21 protein-coding genes are annotated in these 25,643 nt (G+C 71.0%); 15 read left to right on the top strand and 6 right to left on the bottom strand.

What is annotated here, in order from left to right:
* Positions 1-317: 317 nt before the first annotated feature.
* A complete protein-coding gene (gene guaB / locus MRBLWS13_RS16875; RefSeq protein WP_349426478.1) occupies positions 318-1,820 on the top strand; it encodes an IMP dehydrogenase in 1,503 nt (500 codons plus the stop codon).
* Positions 1,821-1,860: 40 nt separating this feature from the next.
* Here the strand turns inward: guaB and MRBLWS13_RS16880 are convergent, their stop codons facing one another.
* On the bottom strand, positions 1,861-2,955 hold the full coding sequence (locus MRBLWS13_RS16880) for an FAD-dependent oxidoreductase (RefSeq protein ID WP_349426479.1): 1,095 nt from the start codon (positions 2,953-2,955) through the stop codon (positions 1,861-1,863).
* Between the two features lie 180 nt (positions 2,956-3,135).
* On the opposite strand from MRBLWS13_RS16880, the gene MRBLWS13_RS16885 reads away from it, so the two are divergent.
* Positions 3,136-3,759 carry a TMEM175 family protein gene (locus MRBLWS13_RS16885; RefSeq protein WP_349426480.1) on the top strand — a complete coding sequence of 208 codons (624 nt, stop codon included), beginning with the start codon at positions 3,136-3,138 and terminating at the stop codon, positions 3,757-3,759.
* Positions 3,760-3,888: 129 nt separating this feature from the next.
* On the opposite strand, the gene MRBLWS13_RS16890 is transcribed toward MRBLWS13_RS16885, so the two are convergent.
* Positions 3,889-5,388, bottom strand: a complete 1,500-nt coding sequence (locus MRBLWS13_RS16890; RefSeq protein WP_349426481.1) for an MFS transporter — start codon at positions 5,386-5,388, stop codon at positions 3,889-3,891.
* Between the two features lie 87 nt (positions 5,389-5,475).
* Here MRBLWS13_RS16890 and MRBLWS13_RS16895 point away from each other — a divergent pair, with 87 nt between their 5' ends.
* The 11 genes from MRBLWS13_RS16895 to MRBLWS13_RS16945 all read left to right on the top strand — a co-directional run bounded on the left by MRBLWS13_RS16895 (position 5,476) and on the right by MRBLWS13_RS16945 (position 17,311).
* Complete coding sequence (locus tag MRBLWS13_RS16895) at positions 5,476-6,129, top strand: TetR/AcrR family transcriptional regulator (RefSeq protein ID WP_349426482.1); 654 nt, start codon at positions 5,476-5,478, stop codon at positions 6,127-6,129.
* A 165-nt stretch (positions 6,130-6,294) separates the two neighbouring features.
* Entirely contained in the window at positions 6,295-6,579 is a 285-nt protein-coding gene (locus MRBLWS13_RS16900) for a DUF2277 domain-containing protein (RefSeq protein ID WP_349426483.1), read from the top strand.
* 801 nt (positions 6,580-7,380) lie between these two features.
* Positions 7,381-9,069, top strand: a complete 1,689-nt coding sequence (locus MRBLWS13_RS16905) for an ATP-binding cassette domain-containing protein (RefSeq protein WP_349426485.1) — start codon at positions 7,381-7,383, stop codon at positions 9,067-9,069.
* Positions 9,070-9,504: 435 nt separating this feature from the next.
* Positions 9,505-10,623, top strand: a complete 1,119-nt coding sequence (locus tag MRBLWS13_RS16910; protein ID WP_331912089.1) for a GuaB3 family IMP dehydrogenase-related protein — start codon at positions 9,505-9,507, stop codon at positions 10,621-10,623.
* A gap of 197 nt (positions 10,624-10,820) precedes the next feature.
* Positions 10,821-11,627, top strand: coding sequence for an SURF1 family cytochrome oxidase biogenesis protein (locus MRBLWS13_RS16915; protein WP_349429089.1), 807 nt, complete (start codon positions 10,821-10,823; stop codon positions 11,625-11,627).
* Between the two features lie 83 nt (positions 11,628-11,710).
* A complete protein-coding gene (locus MRBLWS13_RS16920; protein ID WP_349426486.1) occupies positions 11,711-12,211 on the top strand; it encodes a DUF3817 domain-containing protein in 501 nt (166 codons plus the stop codon).
* Positions 12,208-13,806: a glutamine-hydrolyzing GMP synthase gene (gene guaA / locus MRBLWS13_RS16925; protein ID WP_349426487.1), complete on the top strand. Its 1,599-nt coding sequence runs from the start codon at positions 12,208-12,210 to the stop codon at positions 13,804-13,806. Before MRBLWS13_RS16920 ends, guaA begins: the two co-directional genes overlap by 4 nt.
* Before the next feature lie 97 nt (positions 13,807-13,903).
* Entirely contained in the window at positions 13,904-15,310 is a 1,407-nt protein-coding gene (locus tag MRBLWS13_RS16930) for a glycosyltransferase (RefSeq protein WP_349426488.1), read from the top strand.
* Between the two features lie 52 nt (positions 15,311-15,362).
* Entirely contained in the window at positions 15,363-15,944 is a 582-nt protein-coding gene (locus MRBLWS13_RS16935; protein ID WP_349426489.1) for a GNAT family N-acetyltransferase, read from the top strand.
* 129 nt (positions 15,945-16,073) lie between these two features.
* Positions 16,074-16,718: an ATP-dependent Clp protease proteolytic subunit gene (locus MRBLWS13_RS16940; protein WP_349426490.1), complete on the top strand. Its 645-nt coding sequence runs from the start codon at positions 16,074-16,076 to the stop codon at positions 16,716-16,718.
* Positions 16,715-17,311, top strand: a complete 597-nt coding sequence (locus MRBLWS13_RS16945) for an ATP-dependent Clp protease proteolytic subunit (protein WP_349426491.1) — start codon at positions 16,715-16,717, stop codon at positions 17,309-17,311. The genes MRBLWS13_RS16940 and MRBLWS13_RS16945 overlap by 4 nt, the downstream gene beginning before the upstream one ends.
* Before the next feature lie 228 nt (positions 17,312-17,539).
* Here MRBLWS13_RS16945 and ligD read toward each other — a convergent pair whose 3' ends face one another.
* Positions 17,540-18,778, bottom strand: a complete 1,239-nt coding sequence (ligD, locus tag MRBLWS13_RS16950) for a non-homologous end-joining DNA ligase (protein WP_349426492.1) — start codon at positions 18,776-18,778, stop codon at positions 17,540-17,542.
* Positions 18,779-18,830: 52 nt separating this feature from the next.
* Entirely contained in the window at positions 18,831-19,166 is a 336-nt protein-coding gene (locus tag MRBLWS13_RS16955) for a helix-turn-helix transcriptional regulator (protein ID WP_349426493.1), read from the bottom strand.
* A gap of 261 nt (positions 19,167-19,427) precedes the next feature.
* On the opposite strand from MRBLWS13_RS16955, the gene MRBLWS13_RS16960 reads away from it, so the two are divergent.
* Positions 19,428-22,544, top strand: a complete 3,117-nt coding sequence (locus MRBLWS13_RS16960) for a S8 family serine peptidase (RefSeq protein ID WP_349426494.1) — start codon at positions 19,428-19,430, stop codon at positions 22,542-22,544.
* Positions 22,545-22,677: 133 nt separating this feature from the next.
* Here the strand turns inward: MRBLWS13_RS16960 and MRBLWS13_RS16965 are convergent, their stop codons facing one another.
* Positions 22,678-23,040 carry a hypothetical protein gene (locus MRBLWS13_RS16965; protein ID WP_349426495.1) on the bottom strand — a complete coding sequence of 121 codons (363 nt, stop codon included), beginning with the start codon at positions 23,038-23,040 and terminating at the stop codon, positions 22,678-22,680.
* A 227-nt stretch (positions 23,041-23,267) separates the two neighbouring features.
* Positions 23,268-24,188, bottom strand: a complete 921-nt coding sequence (locus MRBLWS13_RS16970) for a Bax inhibitor-1/YccA family protein (RefSeq protein ID WP_349426496.1) — start codon at positions 24,186-24,188, stop codon at positions 23,268-23,270.
* 277 nt (positions 24,189-24,465) lie between these two features.
* On the opposite strand from MRBLWS13_RS16970, the gene MRBLWS13_RS16975 reads away from it, so the two are divergent.
* The gene (locus MRBLWS13_RS16975; protein WP_349426497.1) at positions 24,466-25,491 is read left to right on the top strand and encodes a glycerophosphodiester phosphodiesterase family protein; all 1,026 of its coding nucleotides are present in this window, start codon (positions 24,466-24,468) and stop codon (positions 25,489-25,491) included.
* Positions 25,492-25,643 lie beyond the last annotated feature (152 nt).

Consider the following 25,643-nt stretch of genomic DNA (forward strand, 5'->3'; position numbering starts at 1 on the left):
GCGTCTCGGGATAGCAGTCGTAGGACCCACAGAACCTCCAGTTCGGCACCACGCGGACACCGAAGCTCGGGTCGCATCGGCCGTGATGACGACGCTACGACTGTAATGTGTCGTCGCTGTTTCGCCTACGGTGCGATGTGGATAAGTGACCCGATCGCAACCGGACGGCGCTCGGCGGCTCGCGCGCTCGCGCGTGCCGTTTACTGCGGGAACAAACGGCCTCGCCCGACGCTTAGAATCGAGTACGGAGCGTCACGAGCGCACCGGCCGTCGCCGTCCACCCCCGAGAGCACGCGCGCGCCGCGCGAGGAGACCCCATGGAGCACAACGACCCCTTCGGCTTCGTCGGACTGACCTACGACGATGTGCTGCTGCTGCCCGGCCACACCGACGTGATCCCCAGCGAGGCCGACACGTCGTCCCGCGTGACGCGACGCATCACCGTCGCGACGCCGCTCATCTCGAGCGCGATGGACACGGTGACCGAGTCGCGCATGGCGATCGCCATCGCCCGCGAAGGCGGTCTCGGCATCATCCACCGCAACCTCTCGATCCAGGACCAGGCCTCGATGGTCGACCGCGTCAAGCGCAGCGAGTCCGGGATGATCACCGACCCCATCACAACCACTCCCGACGCGACGATCGAAGAGGTCGACTCCCTCTGCTCGCAGTACCGCATCTCGGGCCTGCCCGTCATCGACGACGACAACCGCCTCGTCGGCATCGTGACCAACCGCGACATGCGCTTCGTCTCGGGCTTCGAGCGCCAGACGACCAAGGTGCGCGACGTGATGACGACCGAGGGGCTGGTCACCGGCCGCGTCGGCATCAGCGCGGGTGAGGTCATCGCCCTGTTCGCCCAGCACCGGGTCGAGAAGCTGCCGCTCATCGACGAGGACGGCACGCTCGCGGGCCTCATCACGATCAAGGACTTCGACAAGAGCGAGAAGTACCCGCTCGCCACCAAGGACGAGCAGGGCCGCCTCCGCGTCGGCGCGGCGATCGGCTTCTTCGGCGACGCCTGGCAGCGCGCCGAGGCGCTCCGCGACGCCGGTGTCGACGTGCTCGTCGTCGACACCGCCAACGGCCAGTCCGCCGGCGTCATCGACATCGTCCGCCGCCTCAAGGCCGACGCCAGCTTCGACCACATCGACGTCATCGGCGGCAACGTCGCGACCCGCGAGGGTGCGCAGGCGCTCATCGACGCGGGCGTCGACGCCGTCAAGGTGGGCGTCGGGCCGGGCTCGATCTGCACCACCCGCGTCGTCGCCGGCGTGGGCGTGCCGCAGGTGACGGCCGTTTACGAGGCGTACCTGGCCGCCCGCGAAGCGGGTGTGCCTGTTATCGCCGACGGCGGCCTGCAGTACTCGGGCGACATCGCCAAGGCGCTCGTCGCCGGTGCCGACACCGTCATGCTCGGCTCGCTCCTCGCCGGCACCGACGAGTCGCCGGGCGAGATCGTCTTCCAAGGCGGCAAGCAGTTCAAGCAGTACCGCGGCATGGGCTCGCTCGGCGCGCTCCAGACGCGCGGCAAGAAGACGTCCTACTCGAAGGACCGCTACTTCCAGGCCGACGTCCCCAGCGACGACAAGCTCATCCCCGAGGGCATCGAGGGACAGGTCGCGTACCGCGGTCCCGTGTCGGCCGTCGCGTACCAGCTCGTCGGCGGCCTGCGCCAGTCGATGTTCTACGTCGGCGCCCGCACGATCGACGAGCTCAAGGCCAAGGGCAAGTTCGTGCGCATCACCGCGGCCGGGCTCAAGGAGTCGCACCCGCACGACGTCCAGATCGTCGTCGAGGCGCCCAACTACAAGAAGTAGCCCTCCGTCGGGCCCTGTGAGCGGATGCCGCGGCCCGGCGTCAGCGGATCCGGAACGCCTCGGCTGCTCGGGCGGCGTCGTCGGTCGCGAGGTCGGCGAGCACCGAGCCGACCGCCGGTGTGAACTTGAAGCCGTGACCCGAGAAGCCCGCGCCGACGACGATGCGACCGCGGCGATCGAGCACGAAGTCCTCGGAATCCGTCGAGGTGTACGTGCAGCTGATCGGCTCGGCCGAATCGGGGTCGAGTCCGGGGAACCACTCGGTGACGTAGTCGTGCAGCGCCGCAGCGAGCGCGGGCACCGGCCGGAAGGTCCGGCGGTCGGGGTCGACGACCGGTCCGACGTGATGGAAGCCCACCTTCACGCCCTCGCCCGGCGTGGGCATCCCGTACGTCGGACCCGGGTAGGTCCCTCGCGAGACGAGATGGTTGAACGAGGGCCAGCGGGCGTCTGCGGATATCGGGGCGAAATGCGCGGGGCTCTCTTCGGTCACCGTCAGCCGGGGGAGCGGGAACGACGCGGGCACGATGCCGGGGGTCCAGGCGCCCGACGTGACCACCGCCGTCTCGGCCACGACGTCGTAGCGGCGGTCGCCGTCGTCGACCGTGAGCGCGACGCCGTCGCCGCGCTCCTCGAGGGCGACGACGCGGTGGCTGTAGCGGATGTCGGCACCGTGGCTGCGCGCGCCGTGCTCGAGCGCGTCCAGGGCCGCCGCGGCCCGCACCACGCCTGCATCCGGGGTGAACAGCACGCCGCCGTCGAACCGCATCCCGCTCCAGCGGCGTGCAGCATCGACCGGCTCGAGGATCTCGGCGCGCTCGCCGCGCGCGACGAGCGCCTCGCGCACCTGCGCGACCACGGCGTCGTCGCCGTGGGTCAGCAGACCGTGCAGCCGCAGCAGCGGCTCACCGGTCGTGCGAGAGAGCTCGTCCCACTCGGTGCGCGCGAGGGCGAGCAGGTCGAGGTAGTGCGCGGCGGAGTAGGCGTTGTTGAAGTTGCGTGTCGCGCCGTGCGATGCGCCGCGCTCGAACCGTTCGACGGTGAGCACCCGGTGGCCGCGCCGGGCGAGCTGCCAGGTCGTGGCGAGTCCCATGGCACCGGCCCCGACGACGACATGCGGAACGTGCTCGGTCACGGGTCGGTCCTCCACGGATCTGGGGCGCCGGCCGACGGCGCCCACGCGGAGCCCGTCGCAGGCGTGGGCTGCGGCATCCGTCGTCCATCCTCGCGCAGCGCGCGTGAACGACCAGCAGGGAGTCGGAGTATGACGGCCGGCATCCCCACCGGCGTGGCCGTGTGTCGCTACCCTGGCGCCATGATCAGGCAGCGGCAGCATCCTGCGGCGACACAGCGCACCACGCGCCTCGAGGCGTTCACCGACGGCGTGTTCGCGATCGCGGCGACGCTCCTGGTGCTCGACCTCACGTCGAACTCGCTGGGCGAGGTCGATTCCGACACTCAGATGTGGGCCGCCCTGGGCGGCATGTACGAGCTGTTCATCAACTTCGCGATCAGCTTCGCGCTGCTGTGCCTGCTCTGGATGGTCCATGTGCGGCAGTTCGAGCACATCGCGCGGGTCGACTCCGTGATGCTCTGGCTCAACAACGGGCGCCTGCTGTTCATCGTGCTCGTGCCGTTCGCGACGCGGCTGATGACCGAGTACGAGGCGTACTACGCGGGTCGCCTCGCGATGCCGGTCACGTTCTTCCTTGCGATCCTCTTCAGCTGGGTGCAGTGGCAGTGGGCGGTCCGCCATCGTGAGGTCATGCTGCCCGACATGAGCGCCGCGGATGCCGCCGCCTACGGTCGCGGCTCGCTCAGCGCAGTGGTGATCGGCGGGCTGGTCGTCGTCGCGTCGCCGTGGATCGGGTCGGCCGCGTTCCTGCTGTTCCTGCTCGACGGGCCGTTCACCCGGCTGCTGCGCGGCAAGGGCGACTGAGCGGGCGGACGCCGTCGATCGGGCGCGCTGCCGCGGACGAGGTCATGCGCTCTCGCCGAGCGCACATGTCCGCGACGCGGGGAGCACGTGGTTTCGGCGAGAGCACACGATGTGGACAGGCGCGCGGGTTCAACGCGCGATGCCCACGGGCTCTGGGGAGCCGGCACCCGTCGGCGCGAAAGCTTCGGCACCAGCGGGGGCGGCATCGGTCGCGGTGGCGGCCGCGGCATCCGTTGCCTTGCCCGACGGGAGCCACAGCGCCACGACCGTCGCGGCGAGCAGCACCGCCGCACCCGTGAACACGGCCGGACGCGCCGCGTCGACGTACAGATCGGGCATGAGCTCGCCGCCGGCGCTCACGAAGATCGCGGTCATCACGGCGGTGCCGAGGGCGACGCCCAGTTCGCGGACGGTGGAGTTCACGCCGGACGCCTTCGCGTGGTCGATGAGCCCCAGCGTGGCGAGCAGGGCGGTGGCGGACGGGGCGAACACGAGCGCCATCCCGACACCGGCCATCACGAACGGGACGATGAGCGCCGGGTAGTCGAGGTCGGTCGACATGATCGCCGCGATCCAGGTGAGCGCGGCACCCTGCAGGGCGAGGCCCAGCACGAGCAGCAGCCGCGTGCCCACGCGGGGGGCCAGGATGCCGGCGATCGGCGCCACGACCATCGGCGCGAGCGTCCACGGCGTGGTCTGCACCGCGGCCTCGAGCGGGGTGGAGCCCTGCACGACCTGGAGGTACTGGATGAGGATGAACACCGAGCCGAAGGTGCCGAAGCTGAACGCGAAGCCGACGATGTTCGTGATCGAGAACGATCGGTCGCGGAACAGCCGCAGCGGCATGAGCGGGGCCTTCGCCCGCATCTGCCACCCCAGGAAGGCGGCGATCAGGAGCGCGCCGACGACGATCTCGACGATCACGCCGGGGGAGTCCCAGCCGTCGTCGTTGCCGCGCACGATCGCATGGACGAGGGCCAGCACGCCCGCCGCCGCGAGCACGGCTCCGGGTACGTCGATGCGGGCGCGGGCGCCGAAGTCGTTGTTGAGCACGACCAGCGCGAGCGGAATCGCGATGAGGGCGACGGGCACGTTGACCCAGAAGATCGCCTGCCAGTTCCAGCCCTCCATGATGGCGCCGCCGACGAGGGGCCCGACGGCGACGCCGAGGCCCGAGACGCCGCCCCAGATGCCGATCGCGAGGGCGCGCCGCGCGGGCGGGACGGCGCCGCTGAGCAGGGCCAGCGACAGCGGCATGACGCCCGCCGCCCCGAGGCCCTGCACGGCGCGGGCGGCTATGAGCTGCCCGGGGTCGGTGCTGAGCGCGGCGAGCACCGACCCGGCGCCGAAGACGGCGATGCCGATGGCGAACAGCGTCCGGCGGCCGAAGCGGTCGCCGAGTGCCGAGGCGATGAGGATCGTACCGGCGAACGCGAGCGTGTACGCGTTCACGAACCACTGCAGCTCCTCGACGCTCGCCCCCATCTCGCTGTGCAGGACGGGCAGAGCGTTGGTCATGACGAGGTTGTCGAGCGTGGCCATGAACATCGGGAGAGATGCCGCGGCCAGCACGAGCGCGAACGGGCGCGGTCGCCGCCGCGTCCGCGGGGCGAGGGAGGTGTCGGTCATGAGGATCTCCGGTTGTAATCGAATGATTACCACAATGTAGTAATCGACTGATTACAAAGTCAAGTCATTCGCTGATAACCTCGGAGCATGACTTCTGTGCAGCGGGACGGCAGCGGCGCCACCGCCCACGAGCCGGCCGAGACCGGCAAGCGCCTGTCGTCCGACGAGCGGCGCCGGCAGATCCTGGTGGCCGCGCTCGCCGTCTTCGGCACCCGCGGGTACGAGGGCGCGACGACCGACGAGGTCGCCCGCGCCGCGGCAGTCAGCCAGCCGTACGTGGTGCGGCTGTTCGGCTCCAAGGAGAACCTGTTCCTCGCGACCATCGAGGACGCCCTGACACGGCTGCTCGCGGCGTTCCGCGCCGCGCTCGCCGCCGACGAGGGCGACGACCTCCCCGCCGCCAAGCGCATCGGACAGGCCTACGTCGACCTCATCGAGGTGCGGGGCCTGCACCAGACCCTCGCGCACGCCTACCTCCTGGGCAGCAACCCGGTAATCGGCGCCGCCGCGCGCCGCGGGTTCGCGGCGGTGTGGCGGTTCTTCCGCGAGGAGATGGGGCTCGAAGCCGACGAGGCCCGCGCCTTCATGGCCGAGGGCATGCTGATCAGCACGATGATCGGGTTGCGCATCGTCGACGACTACGGGTCGGACCCGCAGATCACCGAGCTCTTCCGCTCCTGCTTCCCGAGCGAGCTGCCGCACGTGCTCGACGTCCTCCCTCGGGGGGACGAGCGCTGGTAGCGCGCCGGGTCGCGGCATCCGTCGATGTCGTGCGATCTCGTCGAGAGCGCATGTCGTTCGCGCGCGCGGCGCGTGATCTCGGCGAGGTTGTGCGATCTCGACGCCGGTTCGTCGAGGGATGCCGCTCCTTGGCCGCCGTCGGAGGCGCGGCGTATCGTCGGGGGCATGTGCCGGAACATCCACACGCTCCACAACTTCGAGCCGGCGGCGAGCTCCGACGAGGTGCACGCGGCCGCCCTCCAGTACGTGCGCAAGATCGCGGGCACCACGAAGCCCTCGAAGGCGAACCAGGAGGCGTTCGATCGCGCCGTCCACGAGATCGCCCACCTCACGCAGCACCTCCTCGACGACCTCGTCGCGACGGCGCCGCCGAAGAACCGCGAGGTCGAGGCGGCGAAGGCGCGCGAGCGGGCGATCAAATCGGGCAGGTACGCCGCGCCGGCCGCCTGAGCCCCGGTCGTCGAGCGAGCGAGGAACGAGCGAGCGGCATGAGCCCCGGTCGTCGAGCGAGCGAGGCGAAACGCGCCTTACCCGGCGCGGCCTGTCGGCTCGAGGCGTTTCGTCTCGGTCGCCGGCGTTCCCTCGCCCGACGTCCGGAGCTTTCACCCGGTCGTTGAGCGAGCGAGGGACGAGCGAGACGAAACGCGCTTACCGCGCGCGGTCCGTCGGCTCGAGGTGTTTCGTCTCGGTCGCCGGCGTTCCCTCGCCCGACGTCCGGGGCTTTCACCCGGTCGTTGAGCGAGCGAGGGACGAGCGAGACGAAACGCGCTTACCGCGCGCGGTCCGTCGGCTCGAGGTGTTTCGTCTCGGTCGCCGGCGTTCCCTCGCCCGACGTCCGGGGCTTTCACCCGGTCGTTGAGCGAGCGAGGGACGAGCGAGACGAAACGCGCTTACCGCGCGCGGTCCGTCGGCTCGAGGTGTTTCGTCTCGGTCGCCGGCGTTCCCTCGCCCGACGTCCGGGGCTTTCGCCCGGTCGTTGAGCGAGCGAGGGACGAGCGAGACGAAACGCGCTTACCGCGCGCGGTCCGTCGGCTCGAGGTGTTTCGTCTCGGTCGCCGGCGTTCCCTCGCCCGACGTCCGGGGCTTTCACCCGGTCGTTGAGCGAGCGAGGGACGAGCGAGACGAAACGCGCCTTCGACCACGCGAGTGCTCGGGTTGAGATAGTCTGGTCGGCTCCCTGATCGGCGACGGACGCTTCGACTCGTCCCTCGCTCAGCGCAAGTGCCGCACCGGAGCAGACAGGGAAACACCGTGGGCTACATCGACATCGCCGCCGTCTCGTATGCGCTGCCTGACGGACGGCCGCTCCTCGACGAGGTCTCGTTCCGCGTCGGCGAGGGATCGACGACCGCGCTGATCGGGCAGAACGGGGCCGGCAAGACCACCCTGCTGCGGATCATCCGCGACGAGATCCCGGCGCACGGCGGCGTCGTGCAGATCGACGGCGGCCTCGGCGTCATGGACCAGTTCGTGGGCCACGGTGGGCCCGGGCAGACCGTCCACGATCTGCTGATCGCCGTCGCACCCGATCGCGTGCGCCGCGCCGCACGCGAGTTGGAGGACGCGGAGGCGGCCATCATCGAGCGCGACGACCTCGACACGCAGATGCGGTACGCCGGAGCGCTCGCCGACTACGCCGAGGCGGGCGGCTACGAGTACGAGACCGTCTGGGACACCTGCACGACGGCGGCACTCGGCATCCCGTTCTCGCGTGCCCGGTTCCGCGAGCTGACGACGCTGTCGGGCGGCGAGCAGAAGCGGCTCGCGCTCGAGGCGCTGCTGCGCGGACCCGACCAGGTGCTGCTGCTGGACGAGCCCGACAACTACCTCGACGTGCCCGGCAAGCGGTGGCTGGAGGAGCGCCTGCGCGAGACCCAGAAGACCGTCCTGCTGGTCTCGCACGACCGCGAGCTGCTGGCGCGCGCCGCCGACCGCATCGTGACGCTCGAGGTCGGCGGCGCGGGCAGCACCGCGTGGGTGCACGGCGGCGGCTTCGGCACGTATCACCGTGCTCGCGACGACCGCATGGCGCGACTCGACGAGCTGCGGCGGCGCTGGGATGAGCAGCACGTCAAGCTCAAGGAGCTCGTCGCGACGCTCAAGGTGAAGGCCACCGCGAACGACACGTTCACGTCGCGCTACCGCGCCGCCCAGACGCGACTGCGCAAATTCGAGGAGGCAGGCCCGCCGCAGGAGCGGCCGAGGGAGCAGGACCTCGATGTGCGCCTGCGGGGTGCGCGCACCGGGCGGCGCGCGGTCGTCGCCGAGCAGCTCGAGCTCACCGGCCTCATGCGGCCCTTCGACGTCGAGGTGTGGTTCGGCGACCGGGTCGCGGTGCTGGGGTCGAACGGCTCGGGCAAGTCGCACTTCCTGCGGCTGCTCGCACGCGGCGGCACCGATCCCGACGGCCGGCTCGGACACCTGACCACGACGGGTGCGGCGCTGGATCCGGTTGCGCACACCGGGCGGGCGATCCTCGGCGCGCGCGTCGTTCCCGGCTGGTTCGCGCAGACCCACCGTCACCCCGAGTTCGACGGCAGGACGCTGCTCGACATCCTGCACCGCGGCGAGGACGCACGAGCGGGGCTTCCGCGCGAGGCGGCGAGCAGCGCGCTCGACCGCTACGGCCTCGTCGGTCAGGCCGAGCAGACGTTCGACAGCCTGTCGGGCGGCCAGCAGGCGCGGTTCCAGATCCTGCTGCTCGAGCTGTCGGGCGCGACGCTGCTGCTCCTGGACGAGCCGACCGACAACCTCGACCTCGTCTCTGCCGAGGCGCTGCAGGACGCCCTCGCCCGCTTCGAGGGGACCGTGCTCGCCGTCACGCACGACCGGTGGCTGGCGAAGTCCTTCGACCGCTTCCTGGTGTTCGGCTCCGACGGCCGGGTGTTCGAGTCCGGCGAGCCGGTCTGGGACGAGACCCGCGTCGCGCGGGCGCGCTAGGGCTGACGGATGCCGCGGCCCGCGGCATCCGTCCCCGCCCCGTCCCCGCCCCGTCCCCGCCCCGTCCCCGCCCCGTCCCCGCCCCGTCCTCACCTCCTGTCGGGGTTTGGGGCGCATCACGTCCGTTTGGGGCGCACCGCGTACGCCCCAAACGCACGCGGTGCGCCCCAAACCCGCGAAGCACCGGGTGCGCCCGGGGATCCCGTGCGCCCCGGACGCACGCGGTGCGCCCCAAACCCGCGAAGCACCGGGTGCGCCCGGGGATCCCGTGCGCCCCAAACGCACGCGGTGCGCCCCAAACCCGCGAAGCACCGGATGCGCCCGGAAACCCGGTGCGCCCCGGACGCGCGCGGTGCGCCCCAAACCCGGGAAGACCGCGTGCGCCCGGCAGGATCCAGCCGCGACAACCCCGCCGGGTAGGCTGGTCGGGTGAGCATGGACATCGAGCTCGGCCGGGCCAAGCGCGCGCGTCGCGCCTACACGTTCGACGACATCGCGGTGGTGCCCTCGCGGCGCACGCGCAACCCCGAGGACGTCTCGACCACGTGGACGATCGACGCATTCAGCTTCGACATCCCGGTGCTGGGCGCACCCATGGATTCGGTCGTCAGCCCGCGCACGGCGATCATGCTGGGTCAGCTCGGCGGCCTCGGCGTGCTCGACCTCGAAGGCCTCTGGACGCGCTACGACGACCCCGAGCCGCTGCTGGCCGAGATCGCCGGGCTCGACAAGACCGCCGCGACCCGCCGCATGCAGGAGCTGTACGCCGAGCCGATCAAGCCCGAGCTCGTGCGCGACCGCCTGGCCGAGATCCGAGCCGCCGGCGTGACCGTGGCCGGCGCGCTCACGCCGCAGCGCACGCAGGAGCTGTACGAGACGGTCGTCGCCGCCGGCGTCGACCTGTTCGTCATCCGCGGCACGACGGTGTCGGCCGAGCATGTCTCGAGCGTCGATCAGCCGCTGAACCTCAAGAAGTTCATCTACGACCTCGATGTGCCCGTCATCGTCGGCGGGGCGTCCACCTACACCGCCGCGCTGCACCTGATGCGCACCGGCGCCGCCGGCGTGCTGGTCGGCTTCGGCGGGGGAGCGGCGTCGACGACGCGCGCCACCCTGGGTCTGCACGCCCCCATGGCCACCGCGGTCGCCGATGTCGCCGGCGCGCGTCGTGACTACCTCGACGAGTCGGGCGGACGCTACGTGCACGTCATCGCGGACGGCGGTGTGGGCACGTCGGGCGATATCGTCAAGGCGATCGCGATGGGTGCGGATGCCGTCATGCTCGGCGTCGCGCTCGCGCGCGCCACGGATGCGCCGGGCCGGGGTTTCCACTGGGGCCCTGAGGCGCACCACGCCAAGCTGCCCCGCGGGCGTCGGGTGAAGGTCGATCAGGTCGCCTCCCTCGAGGAGGTCCTGTACGGGCCGGCTCCGGTCGCGGACGGCACCGCGAACCTCATCGGGGCGCTGCGCAAGTCGATGGCCACGACCGGATACTCCGACCTCAAGGAGTTCCAGCGCGTCGAGGTCGTCGTCGCGCCCTACGCCGCGGGATGAGTGACCCCGACGACGACTCCCGGTCGTTGAGCGAGCGAGGAACGAGCGAGACGAAACGCCTCGGTGGCACCGACGACTCCGTGCCGGAGCATCCGACGAACGGGCGCGTTTCGTCTGCGGGCGCTGGAGCGCCCTCCGCTCAACGACCGGATGCAGACGATCCGGTCGAGGAGTTCCCGCCGACGCTGCGCGAGGTGATGCTGCGCCCGCGATGGATCGGGATGCTGCTGCTGTGCCTCGTCGTCGCAGCCGTGTTCGCCTGGCTCGGGCAGTGGCAGCTGGGTCGAGCGGTGCAGACGAACCCGCTGCCGCCCGGCGCGACCGAAGAGGTGCAGGAGCTCGCCGACGTCGCAGTGCCGGGCGAGTACCTCCCCGAGCCGCTCGTGGGTCAGCGGGTCGCGACTGCCGGCAGGTGGGTGCCCGAGGACTTCGTCATCGTGCAGTCCCGGTTCAACGACGGCGTCGAGGGTTACTGGGTCACCGGTCAGCTGCGCCTCGACCCGACCCGCACCGAGACTTCCGCCCCCACCTCCGTCGCGGTGGCCCTGGGGTGGGCCGCCACCGAGGACGACGCTCGTGCGGCGATCGAGAAGCTCGAGGCCGAGGCGTCGGCGGGCGACACCGTCGAGCTGACGGGACGGCTGATCTCGGACGAGGGACCGGTGCTGCCGCCGCGCGGCGCCGATCCGCAGACGCTGACACGGATGTCGCCGGCCGCCCTCCTGGGACAATGGCACGACGTCTCGGGGCTGTTCGTGTACCGCCCGTACCTTGCCTCCGGGGATGCCGTCGCCGGCCTCGCCGCGATCTCCTCCCCGGCACCGGCGGACGGGTCGAGCGTGAACTGGCTCAACATCTTCTACGCGCTCGAGTGGGCCGTCTTCGCCGGTTTCGCTTTCTACCTCTGGTATCGCCTGGCGAAGGATGCCTGGGAGAAGGAGCTCGAGGACTTCGAGGACGCCCGTCGCGAGCCGGGCGACGAGCCGGAGCCCTCGGCATCCTGAGAGGGCATCTGCCGGGTCCGGGCGCGGCCTGGTGGGTCCCGGCCTCGACGGGCGCGGCGAAATCCCGCGGGTAGACTGGCATCATGCCCCGCGCCCCGAAGCTCGCTTCCTTTCCGGCGATCCGCGGAGCCCTGAGGTTCTACCAGGTCTGCTCCATCATCACGGGCACGATGCTGCTCCTGCTGGTGGCCGAGATGATCGCCAAGTACGCGGTCGGCTACGAGCTGTTCCTGGGAGGCTCCGGCGGGTTCCTGTGGTTCGCGCCGGTCGTCGAGACCGCCTCGGGTCTCGAGTCGACGGGCGACGGGTTCAACCTGTCGCTCGGCATCCTCGTCGCCCACGGCTGGTTCTACGTCGTCTACCTGATCTCGTGCTTCCGCGTGTGGAGCCTCATGCGCTGGAACCTCGGGCGCCTGGCAATGCTCGCCGCCGGCGGCATCGTGCCGCTGCTGTCCTTCTTCATGGAGGCGCGCGTCGCGCGCGACGTGAAGACCTACCTGTCCGAGCGCGAGGCCGCTGAGTTGCACTCGCGCGCCGAGCACTCGTCCCTCACTCAAGCGATCCCGACGGAGAACAAGCGTTGACTCAGAGCCTTTCAGAAGCAGGGACCGAGACCTCCCAGCGCCCCGTGCTCGTCGTCGACTTCGGCGCCCAGTATGCGCAGTTGATCGCACGTCGTGTGCGCGAGGCGGGCGTCTACAGCGAGATCGTGCCCCACACCGTGAGCGCGGCCGACATCGCCGCGAAGAACCCGGTCGGCATCATCCTGTCGGGCGGTCCCTCGTCGGTGTACGAAAAGGGTGCACCGGCTCTCGACACGGGCGTCTTCGACCTGGGGCTCCCGACGCTCGGCATCTGCTACGGATTCCAGGTGATGGCGCAGGCGCTCGGCGGCGAGGTCGCCCACACCGGGCTCCGCGAGTACGGGGCGACGGATGCCGCGGTCACGGGCGACGGCGGCGTGCTGCTGGGTGGCCAGCCGATCGAGCAGAACGTGTGGATGAGTCACGGCGACCAGGTCGCCAAGGCGCCGGAGGGCTTCGACGTCCTCGCCTCGACGAGCGCCACCCCGGTGGCCGCGTTCGGCAGCGACGAGCGCCGGCTCTACGGCGTGCAGTGGCACCCCGAGGTGAAGCACTCCGACTACGGGCAGAACGTCATCGAGAACTTCCTGCACAAGGCCGCGGGACTCGCCGCCGACTGGAACAGCGGCAACGTCATCGCCGAGCAGGTCGAGCGCATCCGCGCGCAGATCGGCTCGGGCCGCGTGATCTCGGCCCTCTCGGGCGGCGTGGATTCCGCGGTCTCGACCGCGCTCGTCCACGAGGCCGTCGGCGACCAGCTGACCGCGATCTTCGTCGACCACGGGCTGCTGCGCAAGGGCGAGCGCGAGCAGGTCGAGAACGACTACGTCGCCTCGACGGGTGTGCGCCTCATCACGGTCGACGCGCGCGAGCAGTTCCTGAACGCGCTCGAGGGCGTCAGCGACCCCGAGCAGAAACGAAAGATCATCGGGCGCGAGTTCATCCGCTCGTTCGAGGCCGCCGAGCGCGAACTCGTCGCCGAGGCCGCGGCCGACGGCGAGCCGATCCGGTTCCTGGTGCAGGGCACGCTCTACCCCGACGTCGTCGAGTCGGGCGGCGGCACCGGTACCGCGAACATCAAGTCGCACCACAACGTCGGCGGCCTCCCCGAAGACCTGCAGTTCGAGCTCGTCGAACCGCTGCGCACCCTGTTCAAGGACGAGGTGCGCGCCATCGGCCGCGAGCTCGGCCTGCCCGAGGCGATCGTGGCCCGCCAGCCGTTTCCGGGCCCCGGCCTCGGCATCCGGATCGTGGGTGAGGTCACCGCTGACCGTCTCGAGATTCTGCGCGATGCCGACGCCATCGCCCGCGAAGAGCTGACCAAGGCCGGCCTCGACGGCGAGATCTGGCAGTGCCCCGTCGTGCTGCTGGCAGATGTCCGCTCGGTGGGCGTGCAGGGTGACGGCCGCACCTACGGCCACCCGATCGTGCTGCGCCCGGTGTCGTCCGAAGACGCGATGACCGCGGACTGGACGCGTCTGCCCTACGACGTGCTCTCGAAGATCTCGAACCGCATCACCAACGAGGTGCGGGAGATCAACCGTGTCGTCCTCGACGTGACTTCGAAGCCGCCGGGGACCATCGAGTGGGAGTGATCCCGCGGGCGCCTCGGACCTTCGGGTCCGGGGCGTCACTGCTTTCTCCCGGCTGTGGGGGCGCCGGCGTTTCGGAGACGTGCGGGAGGATGGACGGGTGACCCCGCCCCCCGACGACACGCTGCCCGATGCCGACTACGTGCTGGTCGGCAGCCGCGTCGCGCTGGGGCTGGACGGCGGCTTCGCCGTCGCCGTCCCGACCCGCCTGCGGCTGCTGGCATCCGCCGGCGCCCCGGATCCGCTGCAGCTGAGCGTCGACGGGGCGGCGCCCGATGTGCACGCCGCACAGCGGCAGGCGTTCGTCGACGCAGGACTGCTCGACAGCACAGCCTCGGCTCGGAACCTCTTCGATGACGTCGCCGCGGATCCCGCCTGGCTCTTCTCGGCGGGGGAGCCGGCCGGAGAGGGCGCTCGCGGGCCGGGCGTCGAGTACCGAGAGGTGGCCGACGCCACCGGCACGAGCATCCTCTCGCTGCCGGTGTTCCGGGACGACCCGACATGGCATCTCTCGGATGCCGCGATCATCGTGCATGCTCCGGGCGGCGACCGTGTGCTGCGCGGGTTCCGCAGCCTGTACATCGCGTGGCTGACGCACATCGCCGACGAGCGGCGCGCTGCCGCCGGGGACCCCGACCGGATGCTCGTCGTCATCTTCGAGTCGCGTCAGATCGGCGAGGCGCTGACCGGGTGGGACGACCCGCGCGTCCGGCTCGTGCACACCGTCCACAATTCGCACCTGCCGGCGCCCCACGACGACCCCGACGCGCCGGTGACCGGCATGTGGCAGCGGTGGCTCGCGACGCTCGACCGCTATGACGCGGTACTGTGGCCGACCGCCGCGCAGCGCGACGAGGTGGCGGCGCGCTTCGGCGACCCGGGCACCTTCCACGTCGTCCCGAACACGATCGAGCTCGGCGCGGAGCCTCCCGCGGCCGCGTCCCGCGACCCGCGCCGGGTCGTGATGCTCAACCGGCTGGCACCGCAGAAGCGCGTCGACCTCGCGATCCGCGCGTGGGCGCTGGTCACCGCCGCCGTACCCGATGCGCGGCTGGACATCTACGGCGAGGGCCCGCTGCGGGACGAACTGCAGGCGCTCATCGACGGCTTGGGTCTGAGGGCATCCGTCACCCTCCACGGAGCGACCGCCGACCGCGACGCGATCTTCGACCGCGCCGCGCTCTTCGTCACCTCGACCGCGTTCGAGGGGCAGGGTCTGTCGATCGCCGAAGCGCTCGCGCGCGGGCTGCCGGTCGTGTCGTTCGATGCGCGGTACGGCCCGCGCGAAGCGGTCGGCGACGCCGGACTGCTGGTCGCACCCGGCGACGTCGAGGGGTTCGCCGACGCGATCACCGTTCTGCTGCAGGACGACGCCCGCCGTGCCGAGCTGTCGTCGCGGGCGCGAGCCGCGGCGGCGGCCTTCACACCCGACGCCGTGCGCCCCGCACTCGCCGGCGCGCTCCGCGCCGCGGTGGTGCGCCCCTCGCGGCGTACTCCGGCCGGCTGATCCGCGCTCCGACACGTTCGGCGGTGTCGGGGGCCGGCGGTACCGTCGCTCCATGGGTGTGCGGGTGGTCGCTGCGACGGAGGCGGGATGGGATGCCGTCGACGCCGTCATGCAGGCCGATGCGTCGTCGCGCAACTGCCAGTGCCAGTTCCACATCCTCGAGAATGCGGATGCGCGCCTCACCACACGCCAGTCGCGGCGAGACCTGCTGCACGAGCAGGTGCGCAGCCTCGATCCGCCGCGTGGTCTGGTCGCGTTCGACGGGGACGCGGCCGTCGGCTGGTGCGGCGTCGAGCCACGCGTGCGCGTGCGGCACGTCCTGGCGAGCCGACTCGTACGCGCTCACAGCCTGTACGCGGCGGACGACCCGGGCGTGTGGGCGATCTACTGCATCCTCGTGCCGCCCGCGCGACGCCGCGGGGGAGTCGGCGCGGCGCTCCTGGCGGCAGCCCTGGCCCACGCTGTGGAGCGCGGAGCGACCGCGCTCGAGGCGTACCCCATCGACACCTCGAGGCGTGGCGGCCAGCTGCCCGCGGGGTTCTCCACCGGCACCGTCGCCATGTTCGACCGGCACGGCTTCGCGGCGGTCGCGGCGCTCCCCTCCGCGCGCACGCTGATGCATCGGCTCGCCTGAGCCCGCGTCCTCGATGGAAGCGGTGCGAAGCCCCACGCCTGGGATCGAGGTGGCGGCGATCCGCCGAGGGCAGAGCCGCCGCGAGCGGAACCGGATGCCCTCACTCGCGCAGCCGCGCAGGCTGGGGTCATGGCAGACGAAGGCAAGATCCCCCAGTTCGGCGCCGAGGCGCGTCGCGAGCTGTTCCACCAGCGCGTGCTCGTGCTCGACGGTCCCCTCGACGATGACAACGGCACCCTGATCGCGACGCAGCTGCTCGCGCTCGCGGCCGAGGACGAGGTATCCGATATCGCCCTCTGGATCCATTCACCGGGCGGCTCGGTCCCCTCGATGCTCGCCATACGCGACGTGATGAACCTGATCCCGAACGACGTCGCGACCCTGGCGCTGGGGCTCGCGTGCAGCGCGGGGCAGTTCCTGCTGTCGGCCGGCGCCCCGGGCAAGCGGCGCGCGCTGCCCCATGCGCGCATCCTCATGCACCAGGGATCCGCCGGCATCGGCGGGTCGGCCGTCGAGGTCGAGGTGCAGGCCGATGACCTGCGGCACATGCGCGACACCGTGCTCGGCCTCATCGCGCAGGACACCGGACAGAGCATCGAGCGGATCTTCGACGACTCGCTGCACGACCGGTGGTACACGGCCGCCGAGGCGCAGGATTACGGGTTCATCGACGGGATCGTCGAGGACTTCGCCCAGGTCGTGCCCCGCCGGCGACGTCCCGCGGGTCTCGGCGTCGGGGCAGAGGCCACGGCGGCCAGGGAGGTGGCGGCATGACCTCGTACACGATCCCGAACGTCGTGGCGCAGCATCCGCGCGGCGATCGCATCATGGACGTCTACTCGCAGCTGCTGACCGAGCGCGTCGTCTACCTCGGCACCGGCATCGACGCCGGCGTCGCGAACGCCCTGATCGCACAGCTGCTGCACCTCGACGCCGACAGCCCCGAGCGCGACATCCAGCTCTACATCAACTGCGAGGGCGGTGACCCCGCCGCGATGCTGGCGGTGTACGACACGATGCAGCACGTGCGGCCCGATGTCGCGACCACGGTCGTCGGGCAGGCCATCGGGGTGGGCGCCGTCATGCTGGCGGCCGGCGCAGCGGGCAAGCGCTCGGTGCTGCCGCACGCGCGCATCGTGCTGCACCAGCCGGCGGGGCAGGGGAGGGGCGCGATCCCCGACCTGATCCTTCAGGCCGACGAGCTCGTGCGCGTGCGCGGCGAGGTCGAGGAGATCCTCGCGCGCCACACCGGACAGGATGCCGCCAAGCTGCGCGTCGACACGGATCGCGACCGTGTCTTCACGGCGACCGATGCCGTCGCCTACGGTCTCGCCGACCAGGTGCTCGAGCGGGTTCCGGGTCGCTGAAGGCGTCCTTCGGCAAGTTCAGGGCCCTTCCGATCCGATCGTTGAGCGAGCGGATCGGGTCGGCGCTTATCCGGTCGTTGAGCGAGCGGAGCGAGACGAAACGCGTCGGCGTCCGGGGACCTCCAGCGCGTTTCGTCTCGCTCGTTCCTCGCTCGCTCAACGACCGGGGGGGAGGCGGGCGCGCGTTTCGTCTCGCTCGTTCCTCGCTCGCTCAACGACCGGGCGCCGTCACGGGGAGGCCGGCCAGACCTTGCCCTCCCACGGGTCGTAGTCGGCGATCAGGTCCTCCTGCGGCGGGCGCTCGGCCTCGGGGACGTGCTGCAGGTTCACGCGCACGCGGTACCAGAGCGAGCTCGAGCCGCGCATCCCGTCGATGAGCACGTCGGCGGGATGCAGCTGCGCGGCGACCGCCGGGTACCGCGCGGTCCACTCGTCGAGCGCGGCGATCGACTCGGACTTCGCCTTCGTGCGGGCGATCTCGATGAGCGGCATCGTGGACTGGCGGCGACCCGATCCGTCACCGGCGCGCGGGGGCTTCTCGCCAGGACCGAGCTCGTCGGCGAGGCGCAGCAGTCCGTCGAGGGTGCCGACGGCGTCGTCGATGCCGGCGTGCGGATCGTCGAGATCGGCGAATCGCTGCGGCACGGTGAGCACCGTGAACTCGTCGGGGCGGCGCTCGCGCACCTCGTCCCAGTCGAGCGGCGTCGACACCCGCGCGTCGGGCAGGGGACGGATCGAGTAGGCGGACGCCACCGTGCGGTCCTTGGCGTTCTGGTTGAAGTCGACGAACACGCTCTCGCCGCGCTCCTCCTTCCACCAGCGTGCGGTCGCGAGGCCCGGCACGCGGTTCTCGACTTCACGTGCGAGCGTCTCGGCCGCGGTGCGCACCTGCTTGTAGTCCCACTGCGGCGCGATGCGCACCAGGATGTGCATGCCGCGGGATCCGCTCGTCTTCGGCCAGCCGATGAGCCCCACATCGTCGAGCACCTCGCGGGCGACGAAGGCGACGTCGACGATCTGCGACCAGTCGACGCCCGGCATCGGGTCGAGGTCGATGCGCAGCTCGTCGGGGTGGTCGAGATCCTCGGCACGGACGGGGTGCGGGTTGAGGTCGAGGCACCCGAGGTTGATCACCCACGCCAGGCCGGCGGCATCCCGGATCACAGCCTCTTCAGCGGAGGTGCCCCGCGCGTACTGGAGGGTCGCGGTGTCGATGAAGCCGGGGTGGTTCTCGGGGACGCGCTTCTGGAAGAACGGCTCGGCGTCGATCCCCTTGGGGAAGCGCTTGAGAACCATCGGCCGGCCGCCCGCTCCGCGGAGCGCACCGTCTGCCACGGCGAGGTAGTACCGGACGATGTCAAGCTTGGTGATCCCCTGCGCGGGGAAGACAATCTTGGCCGGACTCGAGATGCGCACCTCGTGCCCCTCGATGTCGAGGATCTCGGCTTCGGACTTCGCGGGCGTCACCCGGCCAGGCTAGCGACGCCCCGGGACATCGGCCAGGGGCGAGAGGGACGACTCAGGCGGCGAGGGCGTAGGCGGCGCGGCATCCGACCACCGCGCGCTCGGCGGCGCGCGACCGGAGGTCGTCGACGACACCGGCCGTCAGCTCGATCAGCGTCACCTCGAGGGCGCCGGCGACAGCCGCGATCATCTCGCTCGACGGCTCCTTGAGGCCGCGCTCGATCTCGGAGAGATACTGCGGAGACACCCCGGCGCGCTCTGCGGTGTCGGCGAGGCGTTCGCCGCGCTCATGTCGGAGCCGCCGAAGGCGGTCGCCCAGCGCGTCGCGCCAGAGCGGCTCGGGCTCACGAGAGGGATGCGTCTTCGTCGGCAGCGGGATGATCTCGGCCATGCGCTCACGATAGGACGCGGGCGCCGAATGCTCGACGGTGTTCCGCTCAGAGCAGAAACGTGCGAGCGCCATCGACGGGCCCGGCGGGCTCGCAACGTCGCCGGCCTGGCGGCGCTGCGCGATGCGCTGTTTCGTGAGCGTGTGACGGGTGTCACTGTGCGGTCTGCTCAACCTGGGAGATTCCTGTTGACCTTTTGAGAATTCGCACATAGCGTGCCGCCGTAACGTGATTCCCCACTCACGCAGAAAGCAGGCTCCCCCTTGAACCGACGCTCTCTGGCGGTCGTCGGCGCGCTCGCGCTCGCGATCACCACCCCCACCGCAGCGATGGCTGCCACACCCGACGACGACCCGTCGTCGAGATTCGAGAAGTCAGACACGAAGGGCGCGGTCGGAACGACCGTCCGCCCGATGAGCGTGGGCGCAGACGGGCGCGTCACCGTCATCGTCGAGATGGCCGGCGACCCGGTCGCCGTCGCGCAGGCGAAGAGGGGCAGCGATCTCTCCGCCGCCGAGCGGAAGGCGATCAGGAACACGCTCGAGTCCGCACAGGACGCGGTCGTCGGATCCATCGAGAGCAAGGACGGCGACGTCGCGGCGACGATGCAGTCCGCCTACAACGGGATCCAGGCGACCCTTCCCGCCGATCAGGTCGACGCTGTGGCAGCCCTGCCCAACGTCGTCGCCGTGCACGCCGTGAAGACCTACACGCTCGACAACGCCGTGTCGGTGCCCTTCCTCGGCGTGCCGCAGGTATGGCAGGACACGGGCTACACCGGCGAGAATATCAAGGTCGCCGTGATCGACACCGGCGTCGACTACACCCACGCCAACTTCGGCGGCGTCGGAACGCCCGAGGCCTACGCGGCGGCCAACGCCGCCGAGGCGCAGCCCGCCGACCCGGCGCAGTTCGGCCCGGACGCACCGCGCGTCAAGGGCGGCTACGACTTCGTCGGCGACTCGTACAACGCTGACCCCGCATCTCCGGACTACCAGCCCGTTCCGATGCCCGACGCCAACCCCCTCGACTGCAACGGCCACGGCAGCCACGTCGCCGGCACCGCGGCCGGCAGTGGTGTCACGGCCGATGGCGAGACGTACACCGGTCCCTACGACGCCTCGACGTCGTCGGCCGAGTGGACGATCGGCCCGGGCGTCGCGCCGCAGGCAGACGTCTACGCGCTCCGCGTCTTCGGCTGCGGCGGCTCGACCGACGTGGTCGTCCCCGCCATCGACTGGGCGGTCGAGAACGGCATGGACGTCATCAACATGTCGCTCGGCTCACCGTTCGGTCGCGGCGACGACCCCGACGAGGTCGCCGTCAGCAACGCGACCGGTGCGGGCGTGGTCGTCGTGAAGTCGGCCGGCAACGAGGGCCCGAGCCCGTACCTGGCCGGCAACGGCGACGGTGCCATCTCCGTCGCGGCAGTCGACAGCACGGAGTCCTTCCCCGGTGCCGAGATCACCGTGGACGGTGTCGCGATCCCCGCGATCAACGCCAACGGCGCGGTCCTGACCGGCCTGCCGGGCATGACCGTGGTCCGTCTGACCGACGACCCGGCCACCGCCGACGAGAACGAGGAGCTGGGCTGCTCGGTCGAGGCGTATCAGCACGCCGGCGTGACCGTGGGCGGCAACCAGCTCGCGGTCTCGGAGCGCGGCGTCTGCGCCCGCGTGGCCAAGGCGATCTTCGCCCAGCAGGCCGGCGCCGCGGCAGCGGTGATGATCAACTCGACCGACGACTACCCGCCGTTCGAGGGGCAGATCACCTCCAACCCCGACACGGGCGAGGAGTACGTCGTGACCATCCCGTTCCTCGGCGTCCGGCTGTCGGACGGCCCGACGCTCGTCGACGGCGAGCCCGCGACCGTGACCGCTGCAGACCTCGCCAACCCCGGCTTCCGCGGGTACGCGTCGTTCAGCTCGAGCGGTCCGCGCAGCGGCGACAGCGCCCTCGGCGTCGACGTCGCGGCTCCGGGCGTCTCGATCGTGTCCACGGGCGTCGGGACCGGCAGCGGTTCCGCGACGATCTCGGGGACGTCGATGGCGGCTCCGCACGTGGCCGGCGTCGCGGCGCTCGCCGTGGAGGCGCACCCGACCTGGAAGGCCAGCGAGGTCGCTTCGGTGCTCGTCTCGACGGCGGACCCCGAGAAGGTCGACGGTCAGAACCTCGTCCGCGGCGGCGTCGGCCTGGTCGATCCCGCCCAGGCGGTGGGCCAGCAGGTCACGGCCACCGGCGACGCATTCAAGACGGAGGACGGGCGCCTGCGTGAGGCTGCGCTGAGCTTCGGCTTCGTGGAGAGCTCCCGCGACTTCCGCGACAAGAAGTCGGTCACGCTGACGAACTACGGCACCGAGGCGGTGACGTACGACGTCGGCGTCGAGGCATCCGCGCAGTCGGAGGCGGCGACGGTGAGCGTCAGCCCCAGCACGGTGACCGTGCCGGCGGGTCGCACTGCCAAGGTGACCGTCACCCTGACCGCTCCGGCGACGGCAGCGGGCAGCTCGACGGCCGGCGGCTTCGCGTTCTACGAGTTCTCGGGCGACGTGGTGTTCTCGTCGTCGGCGGATACGCTGCGGGTCCCGTACCTGCTCGTGCCGCGCGCGACGAGCGACGTCTCGGCCTCGGGTGACCTCAAGGTCACGAAGAGGGGCGAGCCGGTCGACGGCCAGGTGCAGGTCTCGCTCAAGAACCGGGCCGGTGCCATGGCTGCCGACGCCGACTTCTACACGTGGGGCCTGGAAGACAAGAAGGACGCGCCGAAGTCGTTCACCGACACCGGCTACGACCTCCGCGCCGCCGGCGTGCAGTCGTTCGACATCGGCGGCGACCAGCTGCTCGTGTTCGCGGTCAGCACGCACAACCGGTGGTCGAACGCGGCGGCGAACGAGTTCGACGTCGTCATCGACACGAACCGCGATGGCGAGCCGGAATGGATCGTGTTCTCGGCCGACGGCGGGCTGGTCGAAGCCGGCAGCGCGAACGGCATCTCGCAGGTGTTCGCGTACGAGATCGAGACCGAGGAGACCTACGCCACAGGCTTCCTGGCCGCTGCGCCGACCGACAGCAGCACCATCCTGCTGCCGGTGGTCGCGAGCGATCTCGGCATCACGGCCGGAGCGTTCGACTACACCGTGCAGAGCTTCTCGTCGGTCAACGACGGCTCGGACGCCATCGACGCCACGGCGACCTACAACCCGTGGGCGCCGGCTCTCACCAACGGGCAGTTCGTGCCGGTGCCGGTCGGCGGCACCGTCCCGGTGCCCGTCGACGTGAACGCCGCGGCCTTCGCCGAGCAGAAGCCGCTGGGCGTCATGGTCGTCGCGACCGACAACGCGGCCGGCAAGGACGAGGCGCTCCTGGTCAAGGCCAAGTAACCCGCGTCGCACGGATCAGAGGTGGCGTCCCGTCGAAAGGCGGGGCGCCACCCCGTTCGTGCAGACAGGACGGATGCCGCGGCCGGTGCCGCGGCATCCATCGGCGCAGTGCCCAGGGCCAGGCGGCCGAGCGTCACCGCGTGCAGAGCCTGGGGGTGTCCGAGGTGCCGAAGCGGTAGTCGTACGTCGTGGCGTCGACGGAGACGACGACGCGCATGCCGTCGACCAGGGCCTGCGTGTACGAGACGCCGGGCGACGGGCATCCGAGGGCGCCGTTGTTCCAGGTGACCGCATGCGCGGAGACGAGCTCGGGAGTGCCCGAGACGCCGCGGTCGGCGAGATCGGCGACGATCGCATCCCAGCGGGCGGGCGGGACGATGGCCGGTTCGCCGGTGGGCTCGATCGGGCCGCGCGGCGTTGTCGCGAAGGGCGGACGGGTGTGCGCCGAGGGCGTGGGCCCGGAGGGCGTGGGCTCGGTCGGCGTGGGCTCGGTCATCGGTCCTCCTGCGCAGCCGGTGAGGCACAGCAGCACGGCGATGCCGAGAACCGCAGAACGCCGGGCCATGACATGTCACTCCTCGAGTCGGCTTCAGCCTAGGCGCGGTCTGCGGAGGCGGATAGCGGCTCGACGGGATGCACGGCAGGCTCCCGGCTGTGGTCATGCCGTGAGAAACGCCGAACGGCCGCCCGGAAACGCGGGCGGCCGTTCGTGAGCGTTATGCGTCAGTTGCTGCTGCGCACGATCGCGATGATGCGGAGGATCTCGACGTACAGCCAGACGACGGTGACCATGATGCCGAAGCCGCCGAGCCACCCGTACTGACGGGGAGCGCCGTTGCGCACGCCCTGCTGGATGTTGTCGAAGTCCAGCACGAGCGAGTACGCCGCCATGATGACGACGAAGACGCCGATGATGACACCCCACGGGATGCCGAACGGGCCCTCCTGGCTCAGCAGACCGAACGCGCCGCCGGCGATGGGTGCGTTGAACAGCATGAGTCCGATGTTGATGAGCGAGAACACGAGGTAGCCGACCATCGCGATGAGGAAGATCTTCGTCGCGCGCTTCGACGCGCGGATCTTGCCGCTGGCGAAGAGGGCGAGCGTGACGCCGACGACCGAGAGCGTCGCGAGGGTCGCCTGGAGCACGATGCCCTCGAACATCATCTCGAAGAAGGCAGAGATGCCACCCACGAAGAGACCCTCGAACGCGGCGTAGCCGAAGATCAGCGCGGGGCGGATCTTCTTGCGCGACGTGAAGATGACGACGAGCGAGAGGACGAAGCCGCCGAGGGCGCCGATCGCCCACGGGGCGATCGAGGGGTTCGGGTTGGCCGGGGTGACGCCCGCCATGGTCCACATCCAGCCGGCGACCGCGCCGACGATGAGGACGGCGAACAGTCCGAGCGTCTTCCAGACGGTGTCCTCGACGGTCATGCGGCCCGTCTCGACGGAGCCGGCCGGCGGAGCGGCGTACATGCCCTCGAGGTGCGCCTGGGAAGCGGCATCCGTTCCTGCGCGCTGCGCCGTCGCGAACTGCGTCTGTGATCCCAGGTTCGCCGCCTGCGAACCGCCGGGGTAGGTCTGCACGGCCTTCGGGTCCTGGAAGGCCGGGCTGTTGAACGCGGGGTTGTTGAGGGCCACTGCTCTCTCACACTCCAATGTCAAGGGAATCCCAGCACGATGCTGTTGATCAACACTATCCGACAGGGCGCGAGGTGGCACGGAATCGCGCTGTGAGCTGGCTATGAGCGGGGCTCCCGCCGAGGGTCCCGCCGAGGGGGGTTTGCCGAGACCCCAGCCGCCGGACGAGACCCCGGGTGAACCCCACGGGCTCGTCCACCCGGTGGGGTCTCGCCGAGGGTGGGGTGGCGGGTCGCCGTCTCGCAGGGAAGGGGTCGGCGATCACTACGCTGAGACGGTGCCCCGCCGCAGACCGCTCGTCATCGGCCACCGGGGCGCGCCCGGGTATCGCCCCGAGCACTCCCGGTCGTCGTACGCCCTCGCGTTCGCGATGGGCGTCGACGCGGTCGAGCCCGACGTCGTGGTCTCGCGCGACGGCGTGCTCGTCGTACGTCACGAGAACGAGATCTCGGGCACGACGGACGTCGCCGATCGGCCGGAGTTCGCGGATCGCCGCACCACCAAGACGGTGGACGGCGTCGAGCACACCGGCTGGTTCACCGAGGACTTCACGTGGGACGAGCTCGCGACGCTCCGCTGCCGCGAGCGGATCCCGCAGCTGCGGCCCTCGAGCGCGAGCTTCGACGACGAGCAGCCGGTGCTGCGGCTGCGCGATGTGCTGGACGCCGTGCGCGCCGCGTCATTGGAATACGGCCGCGAGATCGGCGTCGTCCTCGAGATCAAGCACGCGACCTACTTCGCGACATGCCTCGGCGCCGCAGGCGGGTGGGACATCGCGGCGCTCGTCGACGCCGAGCTGCGCGAGGCCGGCTGGGCCGGCGGCGAGCTGCCCCTCACCATCGAGGCCTTCGAGTCGACCGTGCTGCACGCGCTGAGGGAACGAGGCATCCGTGCGGCGTACGTCTACCTGCTCGAGGCCTCGGGCCGGCCGTTCGACCAGTTCGCCGCGCACGGCAAGGCGGCGCTGACCTACCGGCAGACCGCCGCGCCCGCGGGGCTCGACTCCCTCGTCGGAAAGGTCGACGGGATCAGCGTCGACAAGCGGATGATCCTCGCCCCCGACAAGCTCGGGCGCACCAGCGGGCCGTCGCCCGTCGTGGCCGACGCCCACGCCCGCGGCCTGCGCGTCTTCACGTGGACGTGCCGACCCGAGAACCGCTTCCTGATCGGCCAGTTCCGCACGCGGGGAGGTCCGTCGGCGTTCGGCGACTGGGAGGCCGAGTGGAGCGTCATCCGCGACTGCGGGGTCGATGGCGTGTTCGTCGACCACCCCGATCTGGGGGTCGCGTTCTTCCGCGACTGACGCCCGCCCCGCAGCCTTGCTCGGGTGTCACGACGTGTGGGCTCGTCGGCGGGGAAGCGCCGTGTCGCGACCCCTGAGCGCCTGAGCGCCGCGCCGCAGGCCTTGCTTCGGGTATCACGACACGCGGCCTCGGTCGCGACGTTGCCGCGTCT

It is taken from the genome of Microbacterium sp. LWS13-1.2 (assembly GCF_040144835.1).
In the GTDB taxonomy this organism is placed as follows: Bacteria; Actinomycetota; Actinomycetes; order Actinomycetales; family Microbacteriaceae; genus Microbacterium.